The organism is Saccharothrix isguenensis (assembly GCF_052936305.1).
On record NZ_CP193626.1, the window covers coordinates 115,940 to 137,859 of the forward strand.

Below are 21,920 nucleotides of genomic sequence, written 5' to 3' on the forward strand. Positions count from 1 at the left end.
GGGGAGCCGTGGAGACGTTCTGGTTCTGCGTGATCGCCCTGCTGTGGCTGGGCTACCTGTTCCTGGAGGGCTTCGACTTCGGCGTCGGCATGCTGCTGCCCGTGCTCGGTCGGTCGGACGCCGAACGGCGGGTGCTGATCAACACCATCGGCCCGGTGTGGGACGGCAACGAGGTGTGGCTGCTGGTGGCGGTCGGCGCCACGTTCGCCGCGTTCCCCGCCTGGTACGCCGCGCTGCTCAGCTCCGTGTACCTGCCGCTGGTGCTGTTCCTGCTGGCGCTGATCGGGCGCGGGGTGGCGTTCGAGTACCGGGGGAAGGTGGACTCGGCGCGGTGGCGGCGGGTGTGGGACACCGTGATCGTCGCCGGGTCGTGGACGGCCGCGCTCGGGGTGGGGCTGCTGCTGTCGACGACGGTGTTCGGGATGCCGCTCGACGCCGCCGGCGACCGGGTCGGCTCACCGTTCGCGTCGATCCGGTGGGAGACGCTGCTCGGCGCGGCGGCGGTGGCCGGGTACGCGTTGGTGCACGGCGCGGTGTTCCTGTCGCTGAAGACCGAGGGCGAGGTGCGGGAACGGGCGCGGGCGCTGGCGCTGAGGGTCGCGCCGTTCGCGCTGCTGCCGTTGCTGGTGCTGCTGCTGACCGTGCAGCTGCGGTTCGGGTCGACGTGGACGTGGGGTGCGTCGATCGTGGTGGCGCTGGCCGCTTTCGGGGCGTACGGACGGCTGGTGCTGCGGCGCGAGGGGCAGGCGTTCGCGTTGATGGGCGTGACGGTGGCGGCGGCGGTCGCCGCGTTGTTCGGCGCGCTGTACCCGGACGTGATGCCGTCCACTTTGGACCCGGCGTGGTCCCTGACGGTGGCGGGCGCGGCTTCGAGCCCCTACACGCTGACCGTGATGACGTGGGTGGCGGCGTTCGGCACGCCCGCGGTGCTCGTGTACCAGGGGTGGACGTACTGGGTGTTCCGCAAGCGCGTCGGCACCCGGCACATCCCCCCGGTCCACGTGCCGTGAACTTCCCCGGAGCCCCTTCCGCCAAGAAGCCGGGGAACGGCCCGCTCGGCGCGCTGCCCGCGCTCTCGCGCTCGGCGCGCCGGGCGTTGGCCCTGTGCGCGGTGCTGGCGGCGCTGACGGCGGGCGCGTTGGTGTGGCAGGCCGTGGCGTTGGCGGCGGCGTTGGTGACCGGCGGGTCGTTGTGGGTCCTCGCGGGCGCGGTCGTGGTGCGGGCCGGTTTGGCCTGGGTGACCGAGTCGGTGGCGGCGCGGGCGGCGGCGGGCGCGAAGGAGGAGCTGCGGGCGGCGGTGCTGGACCGGGCGTTGGGCCTGGGGCCGGCGTGGATCGAGTCGCGCGGGCCGGCGTCGCTGGCGGTGCTGGCGACCAGGGGGCTGGACGCGCTGGACGCGTACTTCACCCGCTACCTGCCGGCTCTCGTGACGACGGCCGTGGTGCCGGTGGCGGTGGGCGCGTGGATCTTCGTCACCGATCCGACGTCGGCGGTGCTGATCGCGGTGACGCTGCCGCTGATCCCGGTGTTCGCGATCCTGATCGGCCGGTTCACGTCGGACCGGGTTGCCGCGGCGGCGTCGGCGTCGGAGCGGCTGTCGGGGCGGTTGGCGGAGCTGGTGCGGGCGCTGCCGGTGCTGACGGCGTTCGGCCGGGCGGCGGCCCAGGCGTCGGCGGTGCGGGAGGTCGGCGAGCGGTACCGGCGGACGACGATGGGGACGTTGCGGGTGGCGTTCCTGTCCGCGCTGGTGCTGGAGGTCGTGGCGTCGCTGTCGGTGGCGTTGATCGCGGTGGGGATCGGGCTGCGGCTGGTGTCGGGCGACATGGCGCTGGTCACGGGCTTGGTGGTGTTGATCCTGGCGCCGGAGTGCTACTTGCCGCTGCGGGCGGCGGGAGCGGCCCACCACGCGTCGGAGGACGGTGTGGAGGCGGTGCGGCGGGTCGCGGAGATCCCGACTGCCCCCGCCCCCGCTCCGGGCGAGGCCGCGGTGGGCGTGGAGGTCCGGGACCTCCGGGTGCGGCGGCGGGGGCGGTTCGCGCCGGACGGGGTGAGCTTCCGGGTGCGGCCCGGTGAGGTGCACCGGCTCGACTCGCCGAGCGGCGCGGGCAAGTCGACGCTGTTCGGGGTGCTGCTGGGGTTCGTGCCGGCGGACGGCGGGTCGGTCGCGGTGGACCGGTCGGCGATCGCGTGGGTGCCGCAGCGGCCCGCGTTCGCCGGGCGGACGGTGGCCGACGAGCTGGAGCTGACCACCGGCCGGGTCGATCACGACGTGCTGGCGTCCGTGGCCGCCGACCACCTGGTGGCGCGGCCGATCGCGGAACTCTCGACCGGTGAACGGCAGCGGGTCGCGGTGGCCCGTGCGCTGACGCGGGTGCGGGACGGCGCTTCCGTGCTGCTGCTGGACGAGCCCACGGCGCACCTCGACCCGGCTGCCGCTGCCAAGGTCATGGCCGCGGTCCACCAGGCCGCGGCCGGCGGCGCGGCGGTCGTGCTGGCGACCCACCGGCTGGTCGGCGGGTCGGCCCCGGAAGTGGTGGCGGCCCGTCCGGTCTCGCGGGCCGCCGACCGGCCGACGGCGCCCGGGTCCCCCCGGCCTACCCGGCGGGTGCTGGCGGGGGCGTTGCTCGGCACGGCGGCGTCGTTGAGCGGGGTGGCGCTGACCGCGTTCGCGGCCTACCTGATCGCCAAGGCCGCGACCCAGCCGCCGATCCTGACGCTGTCCGTGCTGGTCGTGGGCGTGCGGACGTTCGCGCTGGCCAAGGGGGTGCTGCGGTACCTGGAGCGGCTGATGTCGCACGACGCCGCGTTCCGGTACGCCGAGTCGCTGCGGGTGCGCCTGTGGCGGAGCCTGCGGCCGGGGCAGGGCGAGCTGACCAGGTTGGTGGACGACGTCGACACCGTCCGCGACCTGGTGCCGCGCGTCCTCCAGCCGCCGTTGGTGGCGTTGGGCGTGTCGGGCGCGGCGGTGCTGTTGTTCACGGTGATCCAGCCGGTGGCCGGGCTGGCGCTGGCGGTGGCGCTGGTCGTCGGCGGGACGGTGGCGCCGGTGGTCGCGGTGCTGACCGAGCGGCGGGCCACGGCGGTGCTCGCCCGGGGGCGGCGGCAGGTGTCGGAGCAGGTGCTGACGCTGCTCACGGCCGCACCGGACCTGATCGCGTTCGGGGCGGACGGCAAGGTGCGGGCCGAGTTGGCCCGGCGAGACGCCGCGCTCGCGCGGTCGGCTCGACGACAGGCGCTCGGCGCCGGTGCCGCGGTGTGCGTCGTGCACCTGACGACCGGGTTGGCGTCGGCGGTGTGCATCGGCCTGGCCGGCGGCGTCGACCCGTTGCTGGTGCCGGTCCTGGGCCTGGTGCCGCTCGCGTTGGCCGAGGTGTTGAGCGCGCTGCCCACGGCCGCCCAGCACCGGGCCGCGTTGCGCGAGTCGTACGGGCGGATCGTCGACCAGCCGCCGGGTGCGGCTTCAGGGGGTCGGGTCGAGCGGGTGGCGGTCGGCGGCGCGGTCGGGCTCGAAGGGGTGACGGTGCGCTGGCCGGGGAGCGCGGAGCCGGTGCTGGAACGGGTCTGCGTCGACCTGCCGGCCGGGGCCCGGGTGGCGGTGGTCGGGCCGTCGGGTGCGGGCAAGTCGAGCCTGTTCGCGCTGCTGCTGGGGTTCCTCGAACCCGAGCGCGGGCTGGTGTGGCGGCCGGAGCGGGTGGCGTGGTGCCCGCAGGAGCCGATGCTGGTGACCACCACCGTGCGGGAGAACCTCCGCCTGGGCGACCCGGGGGCGGATGACGAGCGGTTGCTGTGGGCGTTGGAGGTCGCGGGCCTGCCGATCGGCCTGGACACCGTCATCGGACCCGCGCTGCTGTCCGGCGGGGAGGCCCAGCGGGTCGCGTTGGCGCGGGCGCTGCTGTACGACGCGGACCTCGTGCTGCTGGACGAGCCGACCGCGCACCTGGACGAGCCGTCCGCGCGCGCGTTGCTGACCAGGCTGGACGACGTGCTGCGGGACAAGACCACCATCCACATCACCCACCGGCCGGAGGAGGCCGACCGCGCGGACCTGGTGCTGGACGTCGGCGGGGGGCGGCTGCGGGCCAGGGCCTACCGTTGAGCACCGTGGACCCCGCCCGCGTGCTCGCCGCGTCGACCGAGATCACCTCGGCCGCCCTGGCCGGTGACGACCCGGACGCCGTGCTGCCGCTGGTGGTGCGCAGCGCCGTCGGAATCGCCGGCGCGGACCTCGGCTTGGCCATGGTCACGGCGGACGACGGCACGTTGACCGTCGAGGCGTCGTCGGGTGACGTCGACCCGGTGGGCGTGGTGCTGTCCAGCCGTTCGTCGGCCGCCCGCGCGGCGCGGACCGGTGTGCCGGTGGTCGCCGACGACTTCACCACCGACCCCCGCACGGCGCCGTACGTGCCCAAGGCGCTGCGCGGCTACGGGCCGTTCGCCGTCGCGCCCTTCGGCACGGCGGAACGCCGGATCGGCGCGCTGGCCGTCTACCGGCGCAAGGGCGCGCGGCCGTTCAGCCCGGACACCGTCGACGTGCTCGCCGCGTTCGCCGCGCAGGCCGGGCTGGCGGTGGTGCTGGCCGAGGGGTCCACCGCGCGGCAGCGGGTGGCGGTGTACCAGGAGCGGGAGCGGATCGCCCGCGACCTGCACGACGTGATCATCCAACGGCTGTACGCGACGGGCGTGCAGCTGGACCTGCTCGACCGGCGGCTCAAGCTGGAGGGGCGGGAGGCGAAGCGGCTGGCGGATGCCGTCGACCAGCTCGACCAGACCATGGCGGAGGTCCGCGCGACGGTGCGGGCGCTGCGCAGCGCCGATCCCGGCAAGCCCGGCGACGTCGACCTCGTGGGCTCGGTGCTGGCGGAGGCGCGGACGGCCGGCGAGCTGCTGGGGTTCGAGCCGGAGGTGCGGACCGAGGGCGACGTGGCGGACGTGCCTGCGGACATGGCCGACCACGCCCGTGCGGCGCTGCGGGAGGCATTGTCGAACGTGGTGCGGCACTCGGGGGCGCGGCACGTGGGCATCGCGCTGCGGCGGACACCCGATCGGCTGGACCTGGAAGTGACCGACGACGGCTGCGGCATCCCGCGCGGGGTGGCCAAGCGGGGCCTGCGACACCTGGAGGAGCGGGCGTTGGCGGCGGGCGGCGGCTGCGAGATCACCTCGTCGCCGCGCACCGGCACCACGATCACCTGGCACGTGCCGCTGAGCCCTTGACCGGGTGACACGGCGTGCGGCCCGAGGGGGTGACGGCCGACGTCAGCGGGAGCGGCGGGCGAGCCAGGCGGCGGCTTGGGTGCGGCGTTCCATGCCCAGCTTCGCGAGCACCGCCGTGACGTAGTTCTTCACCGTCTTCTCGGCCAGGAACAGGCGTTCGGCGATCTGGCGGTTGGTCAGGCCGTCCCCGATCAGGTCCAGCACCCGCCGTTCCTGCTCGGTCAGCGCGTCCAGCACGTCCACCTCCGCCGGCCGCCGCATCCGGTCGAGGACCCTGGCCGTGGTCTGCGGGTCCAGCAGCGACCGGCCGGCCGCCACCTCGCGCACCGCGGTCACCAGGTCCTGGCCCCGAACCTGCTTCAGGAGGTACCCCGACGCGCCGGCCATGATCGCGCCGACCAGCGCCTCCTCGTCGTCGAAGGCGGTCAGCACCAGGCACCTCGGGCCGTCCGGCAGGCCACGCAGCCGCCGGCACAGCTCCACCCCGCCGCCGTCCGGCAGCCGCACGTCCACCACGGCCACGTCGGGACGCGTCGCCGCCGCCCGGACCAGGGCCTCGTCCACCCCGCCCGCCTCGGCGACCACCGAGATGTCGTCCTCGTCCTCCAGCAGTTCGCGCAGCCCCCTGCGCACCACCTCATGGTCGTCTACGAGCAACACTCGCACCGGCACGCACCAACCATAGGTCGAATGCCGGTACCCACCGCGCGCGGTCGACAAGACAGTTCAGGAATGCTGATACGCGCGATCGAGGAAGCCGACCGGATCGTCGTCGGCAGGCTCGTGCTCGAACTGTGGGGCGCGCACACCGCGGTCGCCCACGGCGAGGTGTTCTTCCCGGCGAGCCTGCCCGGGTTCCTGGTCGAGCACCAGGACCAGGTCGTCGGGTTGCTGACCTACGCCAAGGCCGCCGGCCACCTGGAGATCGTCACCATCGACGCCCTGCGAAGGGGCAGGGGCGTCGGCAGCTCGCTGGTCGAGGCCACCGTGCACCGGGCCCGGCAGCTCGGCTGCCCACGGGTCCGGCTGACCACCACCAACGACAACCTCGACGCCCTGCGCTTCTACCAACGCCGCGGCTTCCGGCTCGCCGCCCTGCGCCCGGACGCGGTGCGGGAGGCACGCCGCCTCAAGCCCGAGATCCCCAGCGTCGGCGACTACGGCATCCCCATGACCGACGAACTGGACCTGGAGCGTTGGGTCGGACCGCGCTAGTTGTCCACAGGCGCCAGCCAGGCTGTCCACAAGTTGTGCACAACCCCGGCTAGCGGCTGGGCAGCGGGCTGAACACCTCGTCCCACGCCGCCGCGACCTGGCGCGCGCACGTGGCCGGGGCGACCCCGCCGACCCCCGTGCCGAGCCCCGGCATGGCGATCGTGCGGATCACCTCGCGCAGCGGGCGGCCGTCGTCCAGCCGCCCGCCCAGCCACAACCGCAGCACGGCCCGCGCGGCCAGGTACGGGTGCACGGTGTCCTCGGGCAGCAGCTCGCCGGGCAGCCGCATGGTCGGCGCGCTGATCAGCCACTCGGGTTCCGGCTCACCGGTCGGCACGACCAGCGCCTCGCCGACCGGCACCTCACCGCCGTGCAGCCCGAGCACGGCGCTGCGCACGTTCGCCTCGACGTGCGGGAACGCCCGCGCGTAGACCGCGTCGATGCCCCCGCGCATCCAGCCGGAGGAGTTCGCGGGGCTCACCACGGCCTCGGCGACGATGTCGAGCACCGAGCCCCGGTGCACCTCGACTCCGGTCCGACCCTCGGCCACCGCGAGCCAGGCACGGGCGAGCGGTTCGTCGACGGCACACAACACCAGACGGGGAACTGCAACCGGAGCGTTGATCTCACCCTCCGTATCGGCGGACACGGACACCAGCATTCCAGGAGAACCGGTTGCTGCGGAACGGGGGAAGCCACTCGCCAGTCGGGTGATCCTCGCCTCAACGACGATCACCGGACGTGTTCCTCGTATCGTTGCGGCGTGCTCGCCTACTTCGGACCGCAGGGAACCTTCACCGAGCAGGCCGCACGCGGCTTCGCCTCTCCGCAGCAGGAGCTGGTCCCGTTCGACACGGTGCCCGCCGCCCTCGCGGCCACCCGTCGCGGCGAAACCCAGTCGGCGTGCGTGCCGGTGGAGAGCTCGGTCGAGGGCGCGGTGCCCGCGACGATGGACGCGCTGACCGAGGGGGAGCCCCTGGTCGCGGTCGCCGAGGCGGTGCTGCCGGTGCGGTTCAGCGTGCTGGTGCGGCCCGGCGGCGGCCCGGTGCGCACCGTCGCCAGCCACCCGCACGCGCTGGCTCAGGTCCGGCACTGGCTCGCGGCGAACCTGCCGGGCGTCACGGTGGTCGCCACGACGTCCACGTCCGCCGCGGCGCGCGCCGTGCTGAACGGCGAGTTCGACGCGGCGGTGAGCGCCCCGGTGGCCGTGCGGCACTACCCGCTGGAGGTGCTGGCGGCCGACGTGGCCGACGTGCGGGACGCCAAGACCCGGTTCCTGCTGGTCCGCCCGCCCGGCCCGCTGCCCGAGCCGACCGGACACGACCGGACGTCCGTGGTGTGCACGGTGCCGGACCGGGTCGGCGTGCTGTCGGACCTGCTCAGCGAGCTGGCGCTGCGCCGCATCAACCTGACCCGGATCGAGTCGCGGCCCACCAAGGGCAGGCTCGGCGAGTACCGGTTCTACATCGACCTCGACGGGCACGTGGCCGAGCCGCGGGTCGGAGACGCGCTGGCCGCGCTGCACCGGCACTGCCCGCAGACCCGGTTCCTCGGCTCGTACCCGAAGGCCGAACCGGGCGGCCCGGTGGCGGGCAACGAGGAGTTCGTGGTCGCGGCCGAATGGGTGGACAAGGTGCGGAGGGGGCAGGGCGCGTGAGGTTGATCCTGGTCAGGCACGGCGAGACGGCGTCGAACCTGAAGATGGCGCTGGACTCGCTGCCACCGGGTCCGCCGCTGACCGACGCGGGGGTCGCGCAGGCCGCCGCGTTGGCCGAGGAGCTGGCCGCCGAACCCGTGGCGGCCGTCTACGCCAGCACGGCGGTGCGGGCGCAGCAGACGGCGGCGCCGGTGGCGGCGGTGCACGGCCTGGACGTCGAGGTCGTGGAGGGCGTGCAGGAGATCTTCTGCGGTGACCTCGAAGGACGGCACGACCGGGAGGCGTTCGAGATCTTCATCGCCACCGTGAAGCAGTGGGCCGAGGGCGACCTCGACGTGCCGCTGCCCGGCGGCGAGAGCGGGCGCCAGACGCTCGACCGCTACCTGGCGGCGGTGGACAAGATCGCCGCGAAGCACGCGGACGACGGCGCGGTGGTGCTGGTGAGCCACGGCGCGTCACTGCGGATGGCCGCGCTGGCACTGGCCGGCAACGTCCAGCCCGCGCTGGCCGAAGCGGGCCTGCTCCCCAACACCGGGCGCGTCGTGCTCGAACGCGACGGGGACGGCTGGCGCTGCACGTCGTGGACGGGCGTGGACGTGGGCGCGATCTAGACCCGGCCAGTCGGGTCGGCAGGCAGGCCGGGGCCGTCGCACGCCTGCTGGAGCAGCCGGTTCCGGTAGCCGCGGTCGTCCAGCGCCGGGGCGAGCGCCGCCGTCGCACCACGGCCGGACGTCCCTAACCCCACCCCAGCTCGTGCAGCTTGGCGTCGTCGATGCCGAAGTGGTGGGCGATCTCGTGGACCACGGTCACCACGATCTCGTCCACCACTTCGTCCTCGTCGTGGCAGATGTCCAGGATCGCCTCGCGGTAGATGTCGATCCGGTCCGGCAGGACGCCGCCGTAGTCGGTGGTCCGGCTGGTCAGCGCGATGCCGTGGTAGAGCCCGAGCAGGCTCGGCTCCTCCGGGTTCCGGTCCTCGACCAGGACCACCACGTTGTTCATCGCCGCCGCGAACTCCGGCGGGATGAGGTCGAGGGCCTCGCCGACGAGTTCCTCGAACCGCTGTCGGGTCATCTCCACCGGCATGTCGTCACCTCGACGGTGTGGTCGTGGCCGTGGTGGTCGACGGCTCGTCCTCGTCCGACTTCGGGGCCCTCGACTCGGACGACGGCGGCGCGGAGGAGCTGGTGTTGGACTGCGAGTGCAGTGGCACGCCGGTCGCCTCGTCCTGGTTCACGGCGGTCGTCTGCGGCGGGTTCGACGTGGTCAGCGGCGGTGCGTCGGGGTTGCGCACGCTGCCCTCCCACGGGGTCAGGGCGTTGTTCGCCGGTGTCGCGCCGATCTTGCAGTTCGCCAGCCGGGAGCCGGCGGCCCAGCTCTCCGGCGCCCTGGTGTCCCAGCTGACGATGAGGCCGCGCGCCTTGAGGTCCGCGCCGCCGGTGTACTCGGTGGTGATCCGGCCGCATTCCTCGGCCATGAACTTGTCCTGCTGGTCCGGCGGCGGGTAGTCGCCCGGCGCGAGCGTCACCACACCGGTGATCTCGAACGAGTGCGGCTGCGCGCACTCCACCGGATCAGCCACCGACCCCGTCTCGGTGATGCCGAGGCACACACCCGGGTCGTACACGTCCGACTGGTCCTGGGTCCGCGCCGTGCCGTACGCCGGGAGCAGGCCGCCCGTCGGACCGGCCACCTGGAGGCCGCAGCGGAGCGTGCGCTCGCCCTCGCCCCACAGCTGCTCACCCGGGTTCAGCGGGCCGACGGTGTACTTCCCGAACGGGTCGAACCTGCCGCCCAGGTAGTCCAGCGACAGCTGCGCGCACTGCTCCTCGCTGATCTGCTGCCACTGCGCGTCGTCCGGGAACGGCGCGTCCGGGCCGTGGGCGGCCGAGATGTCCGCCACTCCGGTCACCTCGAACAGGTGCTGCTGCTCGCAGTCGACCTTCGCGACGTCCGTCAGGTCCTTCTTGGTCCAGTTCAGGCAGTCACCCGCCTGAGCAGCCAGGACGGGGTTCACCGGCGTCTCGCTCGTGCTCACGGCGACGCTCTCGCCCATCGGCCACGTCGTGAAGGTGCTCACGAGGAGCAGCAGGAACGCGCCAGCCGACGCGCCGAGCATGACCATGTGGTCACCCCGACGAAACCAGCGCGGGCTCGTGGACATCTACACCATGATGCCTGTGTCGGCCGGTGAACCGTTCGTGCGGGTGGCGTGTGTTGCTTTTGGGCCACTCGTCACCCATTCGGCGGCCGATCTCTGTACCGTCCCCGCCGGGAGTGGCTGATGACTGAGAACGACAACACCGGGAACTCCGCGACGCCCGGGCAGAGTGGATCGAGCGGACCGAACGGACCGGGTGGTCCGGGGCAGCAGGGTGGTGGCGCATCGCCACCGCCCTATGCGCCGCCGTCCGGGGGACCGCAAGGGCAGCCGCCGGGACGCGGCCAGATCCGCCGGCAGGAGCCGGGCGCGACCAAGCCCCGGCCGCCGACACTGGCCGAGCAGCGGGCGCGCGCCGCGGCGATCGAGCAGCAGCGCGAGCAGCAGCTCGCCCTCGAAGCCGAGGAAGCGCGCCGGAAGAAGCTGCGCAAACGCCTGCTCATCGGTGGCGGCGTGGGCGTCGGCGTGGTGGGCGTGGTGGCCATCTGGTACGCCGTGTCCAGCCCCGACGAAGTCGAGGCGCAGTGCACCCGTGACGACGTCGTGGTCGAGGACAAGTACTGCGACGAGTCCTACGCGCGCTCGCACGGCGGGACCGTCGGCGGCGGCTTCATCTACATCGGCGGCAGCTCCTACCGCTACCACTACGGCGGTCCGAGCACCCCGGTCGGCCAGAAGGTCAGCGGCGGCAGCTACACCATGCCGAAGGGCGCGAACATCTCCACGAAGTCCGGCACGGTCGTCCAGCGCGGCGGGTTCGGCGTGTCCGGCGGAAGCAAGAGCGGGGGCAGCTGAGTGCGTCGGGAGTCCTCCACCCCCCGTCCGGACTGGCAGCGCACGGTCTCCGAGCAGGGGCTCGTGTTCGGCGCGCCGGCCAAGGCCGTGGACGGCAGCCCCCGTCCCTACTGGGACGAGTCGGCGCACTACGTCTTCGACATGAACGACGTGCTGTCGCTCGAGGCGGACGTCGAGCTGCTGCACAACATGTGCCTCGAGGCCGTCGACAACGTCGTGCTCACCGAGCGCTACCGGGACTTCGGCATCAACGAGTGGCTGTGGCCCGCGATCGCCGAGTCGTGGAAGCGCCGCGACCCGCACGTCTACGGGCGGTTCGACCTGCGCTACGACGGGCGCGGACCGGCCAAGATGCTGGAGTACAACGCCGACACGCCCACGTCGCTGCTGGAGGCGTCCGTCGTCCAGTGGAACTGGAAGACCGACGTGTTCCCCGACGACGACCAGTGGAACTCGATCCACGAGAAGCTGGTCGAGCGCTGGGCCGAGGTCGGCGAGCGGCTGCCGTCCAACGAGCTGCACTTCACCTGGTCCGGCGCCGACCCGTCCGGTGAGGACCACGTCACCGTGGCCTACCTGCAGGAGACGGCGGCCGAGGCGGGCATGGACACCGTCGGCCTGGCCATCGAGGAGATCGGCTGGGACCCGCTGCTGAAGCGGTTCGTCGACCTCGAAGACGCCCCGATGGGCACCGTGGTGAAGCTCTACCCGTGGGAGTGGGTGGTGGACGAGCAGTTCGGCCGCTACGCGGTGGAGACCCTGCCCGGCACCCTGTGGGTCGAGCCGCTGTGGAAGATGCTGCTGTCCAACAAGGCGCTGCTGGCCGTGCTGTGGGAGATGTACCCCGGCCACCCCAACCTGCTGCCCGCGTTCCTGGACGACCCCGGCCTGCTCACCGAGTACGTGCGCAAGCCGCGGCTCGGCCGTGAAGGCGCGAACATCCAGATCGTCGCCCCCGGCTACGAGACCCAGACCGGCGGGGTCTACGGCAAGGAGGGCTTCGTCTACCAGCTGTTCGACCCGCTGCCCGAGTTCGACGGCTACCGGCCGGCGCTCGGCGCGTGGGTCGTGGGCGACGCCGCGGCCGGTCTCGGCATCCGCGAGACCGTCGGCCTGGTCACCGACGACGGCGCGGCGTTCGTGCCGCACAGGATCGTCGAATGAGTCGTCCCGTCCCCGATAACGCACCGCACCCGTCGTCACCGGCTCCTTCACCGGCGGCACAACCGATCACATTGCACACCATGGAGGGTCAGTGATCTCCCAACTCGCGTTGGACCCCGGCTTCGGCGCCGCCATCGGCACTGGCGTCGGCGCGATCGTGCTCTACGCCATCGTCGGCCTGGTGCTGATGGTCTTCGGCTTCTACGCCATCGACTGGACGACCCCCGGCAAGCTGAGCACGCTCGTCCGCGGCGGCGCGCCGAACGCGGTCATCGTGACCTCGGCCGGCCTCGTGAGCATGGCGCTGATCGTCGTCGTCGCGATCTGGAGCGCGGCGGGCAAGCTGGACGAGGGCCTGCTGTCGGCCCTGATCTTCGGCTTCGTCGGCATCATCGTCCAGGTGCTCGCGGTCCGGCTGCTGGAATGGGTGACCAGGCTCGACATCGGCTCGCTCATCGAGTCCGAGCGCTTCGCCCCGGCCAGCGCCGTCGTCGCCGCGGCGCACGTCGCGCTCGGCCTCGTGGTCGCCGTCGCCATCTCCTGACGGTGCCGCCGGCGGGCGGACCGCTCCGTCCCGCCGGCGCCACCGCGGCCACAGGTATGGTTGGCCGCCAGGTCGGCAGGAGCACCCGTGGGGCGTGCGCGACGCGGCGCCGCCCCGATTTTGGTGTGCTCGACGGAACTGGACTACAGATGGGGGTCGCCGCGATGACCGAGGCCGAGGGCAAGCGCATTCACGCGCTGCTGGAGGACGTCCACCGGATAGTGGCGGACCGGTCGTGCGCGGTGTTGTCGTTCGACGTCTTCGACACGATCCTCTGGCGCCGGACACCCCGTCCGGCGGACGTGTTCGGCATCCTCGGGGCCAGGCTCCGCGCGGCCGGGCTGGCCCCGACCTGGATGACCGACGCCACGTTCCGGCGGATGCGGATCGAGGCCGAGGTGAAGGCCCGCAAGGACCGCGGCGACCTGGGCCCCGAGGTGTCGCTGTTCGACATCTGGCGCGCCATGCCGTCCGCCACGTTCGACCGCGGCCTGCTGGACAAGCTGGTCAAGGCCGAGGTCGAGGTGGAACGCGAGTTCACCGTGGTCGACCTCGACATGGCCGAGGTGATCCGCGAGGCGGACCGCAACGACGTGCGGATCGTGCTGGTCTCGGACACGTACTTCACCGAGGAGCAGCTGGCCTACCTGCTCGACCGGCCCGAGCTGGACGGTCTGCGCAAGGCGACCGTGTTCCGCTCGCACCAGCACGGCGTGGACAAGACCAACGGCCTCTTCGAGATCGTCTTCAACGAGCTGGGCCTCAGCCCCGAGCAGATCGTCCACATCGGGGACAACGAGGTGGCCGACATCGAGGTGCCGGCCGAGCTGGGCGTGCGGGTGGTGCACTACCGCCGCGTCGACCAGCCGCTGGCCGTGGTGCTGGAGCGCGAGGGCGAGCCGGTCGACCCGTTCGGCCCGTACGCGCCGCACCTGGACGAGCAGAACGGCGACTTCGGCATCACCAGCCTGCGCGCCAAGGTGCTCCAGGCGCACGGCGCGGACAGCGAGTCCGGCCGGGACACCGCCTGGCGGTTCGGCGCCGCCGTCCTCGGCCCGGTGATGACCGGCTTCGCCGAGTGGGTCGCCTGGCGCGCGCACGAGTCCGGCACCCGCGTGCTGTGGTGCCCGATGCGCGAGGGCGAGCTGCTCTCCACGCTCGTCAACAACGCCGCGCGGGAACGCGGGTGGAACGTCGAGGCCAAGCCGATCTGGCTGTCCCGGCACGTCACCTCGGTCGCCGCGCTGGACCGCTTCGACGCCGACTCGGTGCACGAGTTCATCCGCCGCAGCTACAAGCTGTCCATCCGCGAGCTGCTGTCCGTGCTGCACCTGCGCGCGGGCGAGGTGCCGAGCCTGGCCAACGAGCTGGACTCCGTGGTGGACAACGGCGACATCGCCGAGCGGGTCGGCATCGCGCTCACCGAGTCGCCGCACCTCCAGAACCGGCTCAAGGCCACCGTCACCGCGGCCCGCGAACGGCTGATCCGGCACCTGCGCGACGTGGGCGCCCTGGAGAGCGCCGACCTGACCCTGGTCGACCTCGGCTGGGGTGGCACCATCCAGCGCCAGCTCGCCCAGGTGCTGAAGGTCGCCGACATCGACATCAAGCCGGCCGGCCTGTACCTCGCCACCGACGACCGCGCCTCGCGCGCCTACCTGGCCGGTCTGCGCGCCGAGGGCTACCTGGCCCAAGCGGGCCACCCGGCCGACATCGCCGCCACCATCGTGCGCAGCCCCGAGGTGCTGGAGCAGTGCGTCAACGCCCTGTGCGGGTCGCTCGTCGGGTTCACCGAGGACGGCTCGCCGGTGCTGGGCCGCGTCACCGAGTCGATCACGCAGAACGCCGAGCGGCTGGCCGCGCAGCAAGGCATGCTGGCGTTCCAGGACATGTGGAACAGCTACGTCCGGGCGTCCGGCGGCACGTGGGCCGACCTGACCCGCCCGCAGGCGGCGAAGGACCGGCTGGCGAACATCGTCGTGTCCGCGCTGAAGGCGCCCACCCCCGGTGAGGCCGCCGTGTTCGGCAACTGGGCCCACGAGGACAACTTCGGCTCCACCATGGTCACCAAGGTGGTGCCGGACGACCTGGTGGCGGCCCTGCCGTACCTGTCCCCGCTCGACCTGGACGACCTGGGCATGCGCGACTCGTTCTGGCCCGCGCTGCTCGCCTCCTCCGACACCGGCCTGGCGTCCGCGAGCAAGGCGCTGACCGCCGGTCAGCTCGACCGGAACGTGTTCGAGCCCTCCGGTGAGCCGTTCGAGACGACCCTGCACTACCGCACCGGCGCCGACGAGTGGGAGAGCGGTGGCAGCCGGCGCGTCCGGATCAACCGCAACGGCCTGTCGTTCGCCCGGCTCGACTTCGAGCACCACGACATCATCGACCTGTCCCTGTCGATCCCCGGCCGGCCCGCGATCGTGCGGGTCGACTGGATCGAGGTCAACGGCAACGCCGGTCGTCGTCCGCTGGCCGCGCCGCTGCGCTGGGAGACGCCGGAGGACTTCGCCGGCCTCACCTACTCGGGCTGCCGCTGGCTCGGCGGAAACATGATCGAGTTCGGCGGGCCGGAGTCGGTGATGGTGCTGCGGGTCGCCGGGCGCGCCGGCGCGCCCATGTCGTCCGGGCAGGTCACGGTCGCGTTCGCGCTGCTGCCGCAGTCGCTGTCGAGCCTGTCCGCCCGACCGCCTTCGGCGGCTTCCCGGGTGGCGCGGATCAGCGGCAGACTGCGCGAGGAGTACCGGGCCCGCGGGGCGACGGGTGTGGCCGAGGGCGCCGCACGGGTGGCGATCCGCAAGCTGGGAGGAACTTCGTGAACCAAGGTGTAGACGTCGTCGGCAGCCGGGAAGACCCGCACGCCCAGATCAGGGCGGCCCGCGCGCTTCCGGCGATGTTGCACTCCCTGTCGGCGCTGCGCGAGCAGTTCGCCATCGTCTTCGCCAACCGGACGATCGACACGGTGGTGGAGGTCGGCGTCGAATCCGGCCAGGTCAGCTCCATCTACACCGAGCTTGGCGCGTCGGCCGTGCACTGCGTCGACCCGTTCCCCTCGGACGAGCTGCGCGCCACGCTGGCGAAGAACCCGGCGCTGCACCTGGTCGAGGGCCACTCGCCGGCCGTGCTGGCCGAGCTGCCGATCGCGGACCTGTACGTGCTCGACGGCGACCACAACTACGCGGTCGTGCACGCCGAGGTCACGTGGATCATGGAGAACGCGCCGGACGCCGTCGTCGTGCTCAACGACGTGCTGTGGCCGTGCGCGCGACGGGACCTGTACTACGAGCCCTCGCCGTTGACCGGTGACGACAAGCACGAGTCGTCGGCCGACGGGCCCACCGTGTGGCACGACGAGCTGACCCCGGCCGGCCTGGTCGGGCTCGGGGCGTTCACCTGGGCCGTCAAGGCCGGCGGCGAGCGCAACGGCGTGCTGACGGCGGTCGAGGACGCGGTGGCCGAGCACAGCGACGCGGGCTGGCTGCTCGAACTGGTGCCCGCGGTGTTCGGCATCGGGTTCCTGATGCGCAAGGCGTCGCCGGGCGCGAAGAAGATCATGGACCAGCTGCGGCCGTACACCTCGTCGAAGCTGATCGCGACGCTCGAGGGCAACCGGATCGCGCTGTACACGCGGGTGCTCCAGATGCAGTTCGAGGCGGTCGCGCACGCGGACGACGCGGACCGGCTCGCCGAGCAGATCGCCGCGCAGCGGCACGAGATCGAGCGCCTGCGGGACGAGCTGGCCCACCGGACGACCGAGGTCGCCGAGCTGAGGCGGTCCAACGAGCTGCTCGAACGGCAGCTGCGCGACCCGCTCTCGGTGGCGCCGCCGAACCTCGGTTCCGCGGTCAACCACCTGGGCCGCGCCGCCGCCGCCCACATCCGCAAGTCCCGCCGCTAGACCGCCGGCCGGAGGCCCGGCTCACCACCCGGGCCTCCACCCGCGAGTCCTCCACTCAGAACGCGCGAGTCCCACGTTCAGGACCCGCGAGTTCCACGCTCAGGACCGGCCCACGCCCGCCGTGACAGGCTCCTCCGCCACCTGAGCTCGCGCCTCCGACTCCGCCTCGGACGCGTCCTCCGGCGCCTCGGGCAGCCGGGACGCCGTCCAGTACATGGCCAGCAGCACCACCATGGCCAGCCCGCCCAGCACGAGCGGCAGCACCGAGCCGTACGGCGGCTCCCAGCTGCCCTTCAACGGGTTGAGGATCGCCAGGCCCGACTGCCACCGGGTCATCGTGTACGCCAGGCACAGCAGGTGGATCGGCACCAGCAGGAACGCCAGCAGCCGCGTCATCGACCGGAAGTGCTCGGCGGTCAGCGCGCGGTGCGCCAGGATGTGCGCGGCCAGCAGCGGGATGCCCACGGCGCCGGGCAGGAAGTACCGGCCCTGGTTGAACCAGCTCGTCTGGTTGATCAGCAGGATCTCCATGCTGATGTACGGGACGAACGTGCCGATGAACAAGGCCGTCATCCGCCACCGCTGGGACCGCTTGCCGACCACCAGCGCGCCGAGGACCAGCAGCCCGAGCGCGGAGAACCAGACGACGTAGACCAGGCGCGGCATGAGCGTCTCGGCCCAGCCCATCACGCCGACCATCTGGTTGGCGACGTTCGGCCACACGTCCAGGAACGCCGCCTTGAGCACGTCCTTCATGGCGTACCCGTAGTCGAGCTTCGCCACCTCCGCCGCGTTGGTGTACAGCGTCCACGACACCGAGGCGATCGTGGCCAGCACCACCACCCCGGTCCAGACCCGCACCACCCGCTGCTTGAACAGGTACTTCAGCCGCTGCCACGACACCGGCACCAGCATCACGCCGAGGATCACGAACAGCCACATCACGCCGCTGAACCGGGGTGTCACGAGCACGCTCGCCGACACACCCGCCAACGCCACGGCGGCCCGGTTCACGTCCTCCCGCTTCTCGTGCAGCAGGGCGATCAGCGCGATCGCCAGCGCCACGCCGGAGGTGATCTCGATGCCGTTCGGGTTGATCGCGCCGCCCAGGTGCGCCGTCATCGGCGTCACCGCCGCCACCAGGCCCGCGAGGGCCGCCCGGTGCCTCGTCCACCGCACCGCCGCCACCACCGCGAACGCCAGCATCGCGGCCATCAGCGCGCCGTTGATCAGGCGCGCGAGCATGATGCCCTTCCACTCCGGCCAGAGGCCGATCGGCCAGCCGACCGCCGCGTAGTAGACCGGGTTGTACAGGGCCGCCGTGACGTACCGCTGCATCGTCGAGGAGTCGCCGCCCGGCTCCTCCGCGCAGCTCGCCGGCACCGTGACCTGCATCGGGAAGCAGCTCCGGTTGGCGCCCGCCGCGTCGTTGTTCTTGTCGAGGCTGCGGGGCACGGTGTGGCCCCGGTTCTCCGCGACGACCTCGCCGTACATGAGGCCCGCTGCGCGCAGCGCGTGCTGTTCCTCGTCCGGTGGTCCGTCGAAGGGCGCGGCGAAGGCCCAACCAGCGTGCAACAGGCAAAAGCCGATGAAGGCGACCAGCCAGAGCCGTGCACCCGAACGTCGGTTCGTCACGGCCGCGTATCTTATGCGACTGTGGTGGACCCTCTTGCGCCAGTCCGGTCCCGACCTCGGCGGAGCGCAGGACTGAGCCCCCGTTCCCCAGTGAACGCCCTGTCCCGACCCTACGGCCGAAAGTCGGTTGAACGTTTCGATGGGTTACCACGAGTGGCACGCCAAGCCCGGCACCTACAACGATGTCGTCCGGCACTTCACGCCGGGCTCCCGCATCCTCGACGTCGGCTGCGGCACGGCCTGGGTTTCCGAGTTCTTCCCCGACTACGTCGGGCTGGACAACTTCGAGTCGACCGTGCGCAAGGCCAAGGAGCAGGGCATCGACGTCCGCCTGGCCGACCTGGAGCAGGAGCTCCCGCTCGGTGACGCCGAGTTCGACGGGGTGGTCCTGAAGGACGTGTTGGAGCACCTGCTGGACCCGGTCACCCTGGTGCGGGAGGTGCACCGCGTGCTCAAGCCCGGCGGCCGGGTGTTCGCCTCCTCGCCGGACGCGCAGCGATGGGTGTGGAACGACTACACGCACCGCCGCCCGTGGACCCGCGCGTCGATGCGCCGGCTGTTCGAGGACCAGGGCTTCGACGTCCGGACGGTGTCCTACGAGTCCGTCATGCCCGGCACCGGCATCGTGTCCGGCATGCTGCCCGGCAAGCGCCGCCCCGCGCTGCTCCAGGCCGCCGCGTGGCTGCCCGGCTGGCGCCGCAACGTGTACGCGCTGGCGCTGCGGCCGAGGGACTGACCCGATCGCACACCGGGGCCGACGGCGCGATCCGTCGACAGGTGCCCCCGCCGAACCGGCAGGTGCTCCTGCGGAACTGACAGGTGCCTCCGCCGAACGCCGACGGCGGGGGCAGCGGGTCAGCCGATCGCGGCCTTCCCGGCCTTGGCGGTGCGCAGGAGCATCCGGACGGAACCGGACCTCGACCCGGTCTCCACGACCACCAGCGCCGTGCCGACCGCGAGGCCCGAGGCCAGGATGACCTGCCACGGCGAGCCGTGCAGCAGGGCCAGCAGCACCCAGTGCCCGACGGCGATGCCGACCAGGCCGACGACCATCCGCGTGCTCTTGCGCGCGATGGCGAACGTCAGGTGCACCCACAGCAGCGCCGCGGCCGTCATGACCAGCGCGAGCGCCGGCAGCAACGGCTTGGACGCGGCGTAGGTCGGGCCGAACGTCACGGTCAGCACCCACGTCGGCATGAGCCACAGGACCAGCGCCACGGACAGCCCGGCCGCGCCCGTCAGGGCCAGCGTCTTGAGCACCGCCCGCTCGGCCGACTCACCGCGTTCCAGCGCGGCGGCGGCCCTCGGCAGCAGCACCATGGCCAGCGCGGCGGGCGCGAACAGCGCCACCTTGCCCAGCAGCACCGCGCCCGCGTACACGGCCCGGTCGGCTTCCGCCAGCATCGCCTGCCCGACGAGCAGGTCCACGTTCGTCAGCGACGAGAACGCGAGCAGCCCGATCATCGTGGTCAGGGTGTTCGTCGAGGCGGGTGGCGTCGACGGGGCGGGCTTCGCGGCCCGGACCACCGGCGGGAACATCACCGCGAGACCGATGAGGGTCGCGATGATCATCGCCCACATGCTGCCCGACATGCCGGCGGCGAGCAGGCACAGCGGCAGCAGCAGGGGCCGCAGCGCGCCCAGCGGCCCGGCCAGCGCGAACGCCACGTAGCCGAACCGCTCCATGCCCTGGGTGGCGCCGGTGAGGACGAGCAGCATGCACGTCGTCCCGATCCACAGCGCCGCCAGGAGCACCGGCTGCGGCGAGCCGAGGTGCAGGCGATCGGCCAGCACCGGGCTCAAGCCCGCGATCACCCCCGCGATGACCAGGCACGCGATGCCCATCCGGCGGCCCTGCTGCCGCAGGTAGGCGGACAGTTCGGCGGGGGTGCCGGAGGTGCGCAGGACGGCCACGTTCCGCGTCACGGACATCTGCACGCCGTTCACCGGCATCCAGGTGATCGTGCCGAACGCGATGAGCGCCGAGATCGCGGCGAACTCCGCGGGCGTCACCATGCGGGCGGCGACCACGTAGAACAGGTAGTTGCCGCCGTGCCCGGCGAAGCTCGCGATCAGCACCAGCAGCCCGGCGCGCTTGCCGCTGTCACTCATGGTGGGCACGCGAGCGCACGTCCGGGCCGGCGGCCGACGACGGCCGGGCTCGTCTGCGCGTCAAGTACAGCGGGTCGACAGCGATGCGGGTGGGCACGGCGCTCATCGTAGGGCGGCGGTCTGGACCAGCCTTTCCAGGATCTGCCTGGCCGAGGCTCGCACCGTGTTGGTCTTGCTCACCCGGACGTACCAGTCGTGCGTGGACTTGCGCAGCGGCTCGCCCCGCGAGATCACGTCCACGATCGCCGCGCCGATGCCCGCGGTCGACTTGGCCACCTGCCCGTTGACCCCCGGCTCGACCAGTTCGACGGCCGCGTTGTCGTCGCCCTCCACCAGGACGACCGGCGTGCCCACCGCGCACGACTCGACCACGACCAGGCCGTAGCCCTCCCGCTGGGACGGGTTGACCAGCACGGCGGCCGTGCGGATGCCCTCGTCCAACTCCTCCTGGCTGACGAAACCGGGGGTGCGGACGACGTCGCGCAGGCCGAGGCGGTCGATCTCGGCGAGCACGGCGGCCCGGCTGGTGCCCTCGCCGAAGATCGTCGCTTCGAGGTCGGGGATGGACTTGCGGGCTTCCGCGATGGCCGCCGGCAGCGTCTCGACCCGCTTGTCCGCGATGTGCCGGCCGACGTAGACGACGCGCGGCGGCGACGTGACGGTCGGGTTCGGCTCCACGTCCTCCCGGGGGTCGATCAGGCCGTGGCTGACGATCGCCTTGCCGCGCAGGCCACCGGCCTCCAGCCGGCGGGCGTGCAACTGCGAGTGGCACGAGGCGATCGGGCTCAGCTTCGCGGCGACCCACTGGAGCAGGCCGGCCACCCGGCCGATGACGGGGCCCGAGTAGGCGCGCCACTGGTCCGGGCGCCACACCTCCAGCCAGTCGACGTCGATGGCCACCTTCGAGCCGATCAGCGCACCGCGGACGGCCAGCACGTTCGTGCTCGGCACGGCGGAGACCAGCACGGCGTCGTAGTTGCGGCGGTTCGCGCGGAGGTGCTTCGCCAAGCCGTAGGCGTACCTCAGGGCGGGGCCGATGGTGCGCACGCCGTTCGCGTCGTACAGGTTGCGGTCCTGGCTCACCGCGACGATCTCGATGCCCTCGATCACCGGCTCCTCGTCCCACTGCAGGCGGGTCAGGTACGTGACCTCGTGCCCGGCGGCGACGAATTCCTCGGCGAACTGTCGGTACAGGCGCTCACCACCGCCTTTGGTCCACGGGAACAGGCAGTCGAAGGCAATGGCGATGCGCACTAGCGCTCCTCTGTCTGACACTCGGAGTGGTGGTAATCGTATCGGCCGGCCGTTCGACGGTCAGGCCGGGGAATCACCCGGTTGCGGCACCCTACACAGCCGCTGTAACGCCTGTGAGGGCCTGTTACGCGGCTGGGTCGGGCAGTTATCCACAGGTGGATCCCGGCTGCCAGAGACTGTCGGTCGCAGCCGGCAGAATCAAATCAAGGGATCCCTTCGCGGGGACCTGTGCGTGAGCGTGGGCTTCCCGAGGGCATCGGCCCCGGGGGTTCGG

20 protein-coding genes are annotated in these 21,920 nt (G+C 72.5%); 12 read left to right on the forward strand and 8 right to left on the reverse strand.

The window, feature by feature from the left end; genetic code table 11:
• Window positions 1-8: 8 nt before the first annotated feature.
• The 3 genes from cydB to ACRAKI_RS00575 are packed head-to-tail and all read left to right on the forward strand — an operon-like array spanning window position 9 to window position 5,214.
• The gene (gene cydB, locus ACRAKI_RS00565) at window positions 9-1,010 is read left to right on the forward strand and encodes a cytochrome d ubiquinol oxidase subunit II (protein ID WP_447005086.1); all 1,002 of its coding nucleotides are present in this window, start codon (window positions 9-11) and stop codon (window positions 1,008-1,010) included.
• On the forward strand, window positions 1,007-4,096 hold the full coding sequence (cydD, locus tag ACRAKI_RS00570) for a thiol reductant ABC exporter subunit CydD (protein WP_447005087.1): 3,090 nt from the start codon (window positions 1,007-1,009) through the stop codon (window positions 4,094-4,096). The genes cydB and cydD overlap by 4 nt, the downstream gene beginning before the upstream one ends.
• Window positions 4,093-5,214, forward strand: a complete 1,122-nt coding sequence (locus ACRAKI_RS00575; RefSeq protein ID WP_447005088.1) for a GAF domain-containing sensor histidine kinase — start codon at window positions 4,093-4,095, stop codon at window positions 5,212-5,214. The genes cydD and ACRAKI_RS00575 overlap by 4 nt, the downstream gene beginning before the upstream one ends.
• 42 nt (window positions 5,215-5,256) lie before the next feature.
• On the opposite strand, the gene ACRAKI_RS00580 is transcribed toward ACRAKI_RS00575, so the two are convergent.
• Window positions 5,257-5,886: a response regulator gene (locus ACRAKI_RS00580; protein WP_447005089.1), complete on the reverse strand. Its 630-nt coding sequence runs from the start codon at window positions 5,884-5,886 to the stop codon at window positions 5,257-5,259.
• 60 nt (window positions 5,887-5,946) lie between these two features.
• Between ACRAKI_RS00580 and ACRAKI_RS00585 the strand changes: the two genes are divergently transcribed.
• Entirely contained in the window at window positions 5,947-6,429 is a 483-nt protein-coding gene (locus ACRAKI_RS00585) for a GNAT family N-acetyltransferase (RefSeq protein WP_447005090.1), read from the forward strand.
• 49 nt (window positions 6,430-6,478) lie between these two features.
• Here the strand turns inward: ACRAKI_RS00585 and ACRAKI_RS00590 are convergent, their stop codons facing one another.
• Window positions 6,479-7,090, reverse strand: coding sequence for a macro domain-containing protein (locus ACRAKI_RS00590; protein WP_447008615.1), 612 nt, complete (start codon window positions 7,088-7,090; stop codon window positions 6,479-6,481).
• 102 nt (window positions 7,091-7,192) lie between these two features.
• Between ACRAKI_RS00590 and pheA the strand changes: the two genes are divergently transcribed.
• Both pheA and ACRAKI_RS00600 read left to right on the forward strand, forming a co-directional pair.
• Complete coding sequence (gene pheA / locus ACRAKI_RS00595) at window positions 7,193-8,086, forward strand: prephenate dehydratase (protein ID WP_447005091.1); 894 nt, start codon at window positions 7,193-7,195, stop codon at window positions 8,084-8,086.
• Complete coding sequence (locus tag ACRAKI_RS00600) at window positions 8,083-8,697, forward strand: histidine phosphatase family protein (RefSeq protein ID WP_447005092.1); 615 nt, start codon at window positions 8,083-8,085, stop codon at window positions 8,695-8,697. Before pheA ends, ACRAKI_RS00600 begins: the two co-directional genes overlap by 4 nt.
• Here ACRAKI_RS00600 and ACRAKI_RS00605 read toward each other — a convergent pair.
• The 3 genes from ACRAKI_RS00605 to ACRAKI_RS00615 are packed head-to-tail and all read right to left on the reverse strand — an operon-like array spanning window position 8,694 to window position 10,250.
• Window positions 8,694-8,831, reverse strand: a complete 138-nt coding sequence (locus ACRAKI_RS00605; protein WP_447005093.1) for a hypothetical protein — start codon at window positions 8,829-8,831, stop codon at window positions 8,694-8,696. The two genes, ACRAKI_RS00600 and ACRAKI_RS00605, sit on opposite strands and share 4 nt — an antisense overlap.
• Window positions 8,822-9,172, reverse strand: coding sequence for a metallopeptidase family protein (locus ACRAKI_RS00610; RefSeq protein WP_447005094.1), 351 nt, complete (start codon window positions 9,170-9,172; stop codon window positions 8,822-8,824). Before ACRAKI_RS00610 ends, ACRAKI_RS00605 begins: the two co-directional genes overlap by 10 nt.
• A 4-nt stretch (window positions 9,173-9,176) precedes the next feature.
• The gene (locus ACRAKI_RS00615) at window positions 9,177-10,250 is read right to left on the reverse strand and encodes a septum formation family protein (RefSeq protein ID WP_447005095.1); all 1,074 of its coding nucleotides are present in this window, start codon (window positions 10,248-10,250) and stop codon (window positions 9,177-9,179) included.
• Between the two features lie 120 nt (window positions 10,251-10,370).
• On the opposite strand from ACRAKI_RS00615, the gene ACRAKI_RS00620 reads away from it, so the two are divergent.
• From ACRAKI_RS00620 to ACRAKI_RS00640, 5 genes are all read left to right on the forward strand, one after another.
• Complete coding sequence (locus tag ACRAKI_RS00620) at window positions 10,371-11,042, forward strand: hypothetical protein (RefSeq protein WP_447005096.1); 672 nt, start codon at window positions 10,371-10,373, stop codon at window positions 11,040-11,042.
• Window positions 11,043-12,206 (forward strand): glutathionylspermidine synthase family protein, encoded by a 1,164-nt coding sequence (locus ACRAKI_RS00625; protein WP_447005097.1) that lies wholly within the window; start codon window positions 11,043-11,045, stop codon window positions 12,204-12,206.
• Window positions 12,207-12,297: 91 nt separating this feature from the next.
• Window positions 12,298-12,750: a DUF350 domain-containing protein gene (locus ACRAKI_RS00630; RefSeq protein ID WP_447005098.1), complete on the forward strand. Its 453-nt coding sequence runs from the start codon at window positions 12,298-12,300 to the stop codon at window positions 12,748-12,750.
• Window positions 12,751-12,899: 149 nt separating this feature from the next.
• The gene (locus tag ACRAKI_RS00635; RefSeq protein ID WP_447005099.1) at window positions 12,900-15,566 is read left to right on the forward strand and encodes an HAD family hydrolase; all 2,667 of its coding nucleotides are present in this window, start codon (window positions 12,900-12,902) and stop codon (window positions 15,564-15,566) included.
• Window positions 15,563-16,645: a class I SAM-dependent methyltransferase gene (locus tag ACRAKI_RS00640; RefSeq protein WP_447005100.1), complete on the forward strand. Its 1,083-nt coding sequence runs from the start codon at window positions 15,563-15,565 to the stop codon at window positions 16,643-16,645. The genes ACRAKI_RS00635 and ACRAKI_RS00640 overlap by 4 nt, the downstream gene beginning before the upstream one ends.
• Before the next feature lie 99 nt (window positions 16,646-16,744).
• Here the strand turns inward: ACRAKI_RS00640 and ACRAKI_RS00645 are convergent, their stop codons facing one another.
• Window positions 16,745-18,280, reverse strand: coding sequence for a DUF2142 domain-containing protein (locus ACRAKI_RS00645; protein WP_447005101.1), 1,536 nt, complete (start codon window positions 18,278-18,280; stop codon window positions 16,745-16,747).
• 139 nt (window positions 18,281-18,419) lie between these two features.
• Here ACRAKI_RS00645 and ACRAKI_RS00650 point away from each other — a divergent pair, with 139 nt between their 5' ends.
• Window positions 18,420-19,016: a methyltransferase domain-containing protein gene (locus tag ACRAKI_RS00650; protein WP_447005102.1), complete on the forward strand. Its 597-nt coding sequence runs from the start codon at window positions 18,420-18,422 to the stop codon at window positions 19,014-19,016.
• Window positions 19,017-19,135: 119 nt separating this feature from the next.
• Here the strand turns inward: ACRAKI_RS00650 and ACRAKI_RS00655 are convergent, their stop codons facing one another.
• A complete protein-coding gene (locus ACRAKI_RS00655) occupies window positions 19,136-20,401 on the reverse strand; it encodes a lipopolysaccharide biosynthesis protein (protein WP_447005103.1) in 1,266 nt (421 codons plus the stop codon).
• 93 nt (window positions 20,402-20,494) lie between these two features.
• Window positions 20,495-21,646: a glycosyltransferase family 4 protein gene (locus ACRAKI_RS00660; RefSeq protein ID WP_447005104.1), complete on the reverse strand. Its 1,152-nt coding sequence runs from the start codon at window positions 21,644-21,646 to the stop codon at window positions 20,495-20,497.
• Window positions 21,647-21,920: the final 274 nt, after the last annotated feature.

What these genes read in the sequence shown, in the direction of transcription:
- ACRAKI_RS00585 (WP_447005090.1), top strand. Translation starts at nt 5,947, where the DNA reads ATGCTGATACGCGCGATCGAGGAAGCCGACCGGATCGTCGTCGGCAGG.
- ACRAKI_RS00590 (WP_447008615.1), bottom strand. Translation starts at nt 7,090, where the DNA reads ATGCTGGTGTCCGTGTCCGCCGATACGGAGGGTGAGATCAACGCTCCG.
- ACRAKI_RS00610 (WP_447005094.1), bottom strand. Translation starts at nt 9,172, where the DNA reads ATGCCGGTGGAGATGACCCGACAGCGGTTCGAGGAACTCGTCGGCGAG.
- ACRAKI_RS00615 (WP_447005095.1), bottom strand. Translation starts at nt 10,250, where the DNA reads ATGTCCACGAGCCCGCGCTGGTTTCGTCGGGGTGACCACATGGTCATG.
- ACRAKI_RS00620 (WP_447005096.1), top strand. Translation starts at nt 10,371, where the DNA reads ATGACTGAGAACGACAACACCGGGAACTCCGCGACGCCCGGGCAGAGT.
- ACRAKI_RS00635 (WP_447005099.1), top strand. Translation starts at nt 12,900, where the DNA reads ATGGGGGTCGCCGCGATGACCGAGGCCGAGGGCAAGCGCATTCACGCG.
- ACRAKI_RS00650 (WP_447005102.1), top strand. Translation starts at nt 18,420, where the DNA reads ATGGGTTACCACGAGTGGCACGCCAAGCCCGGCACCTACAACGATGTC.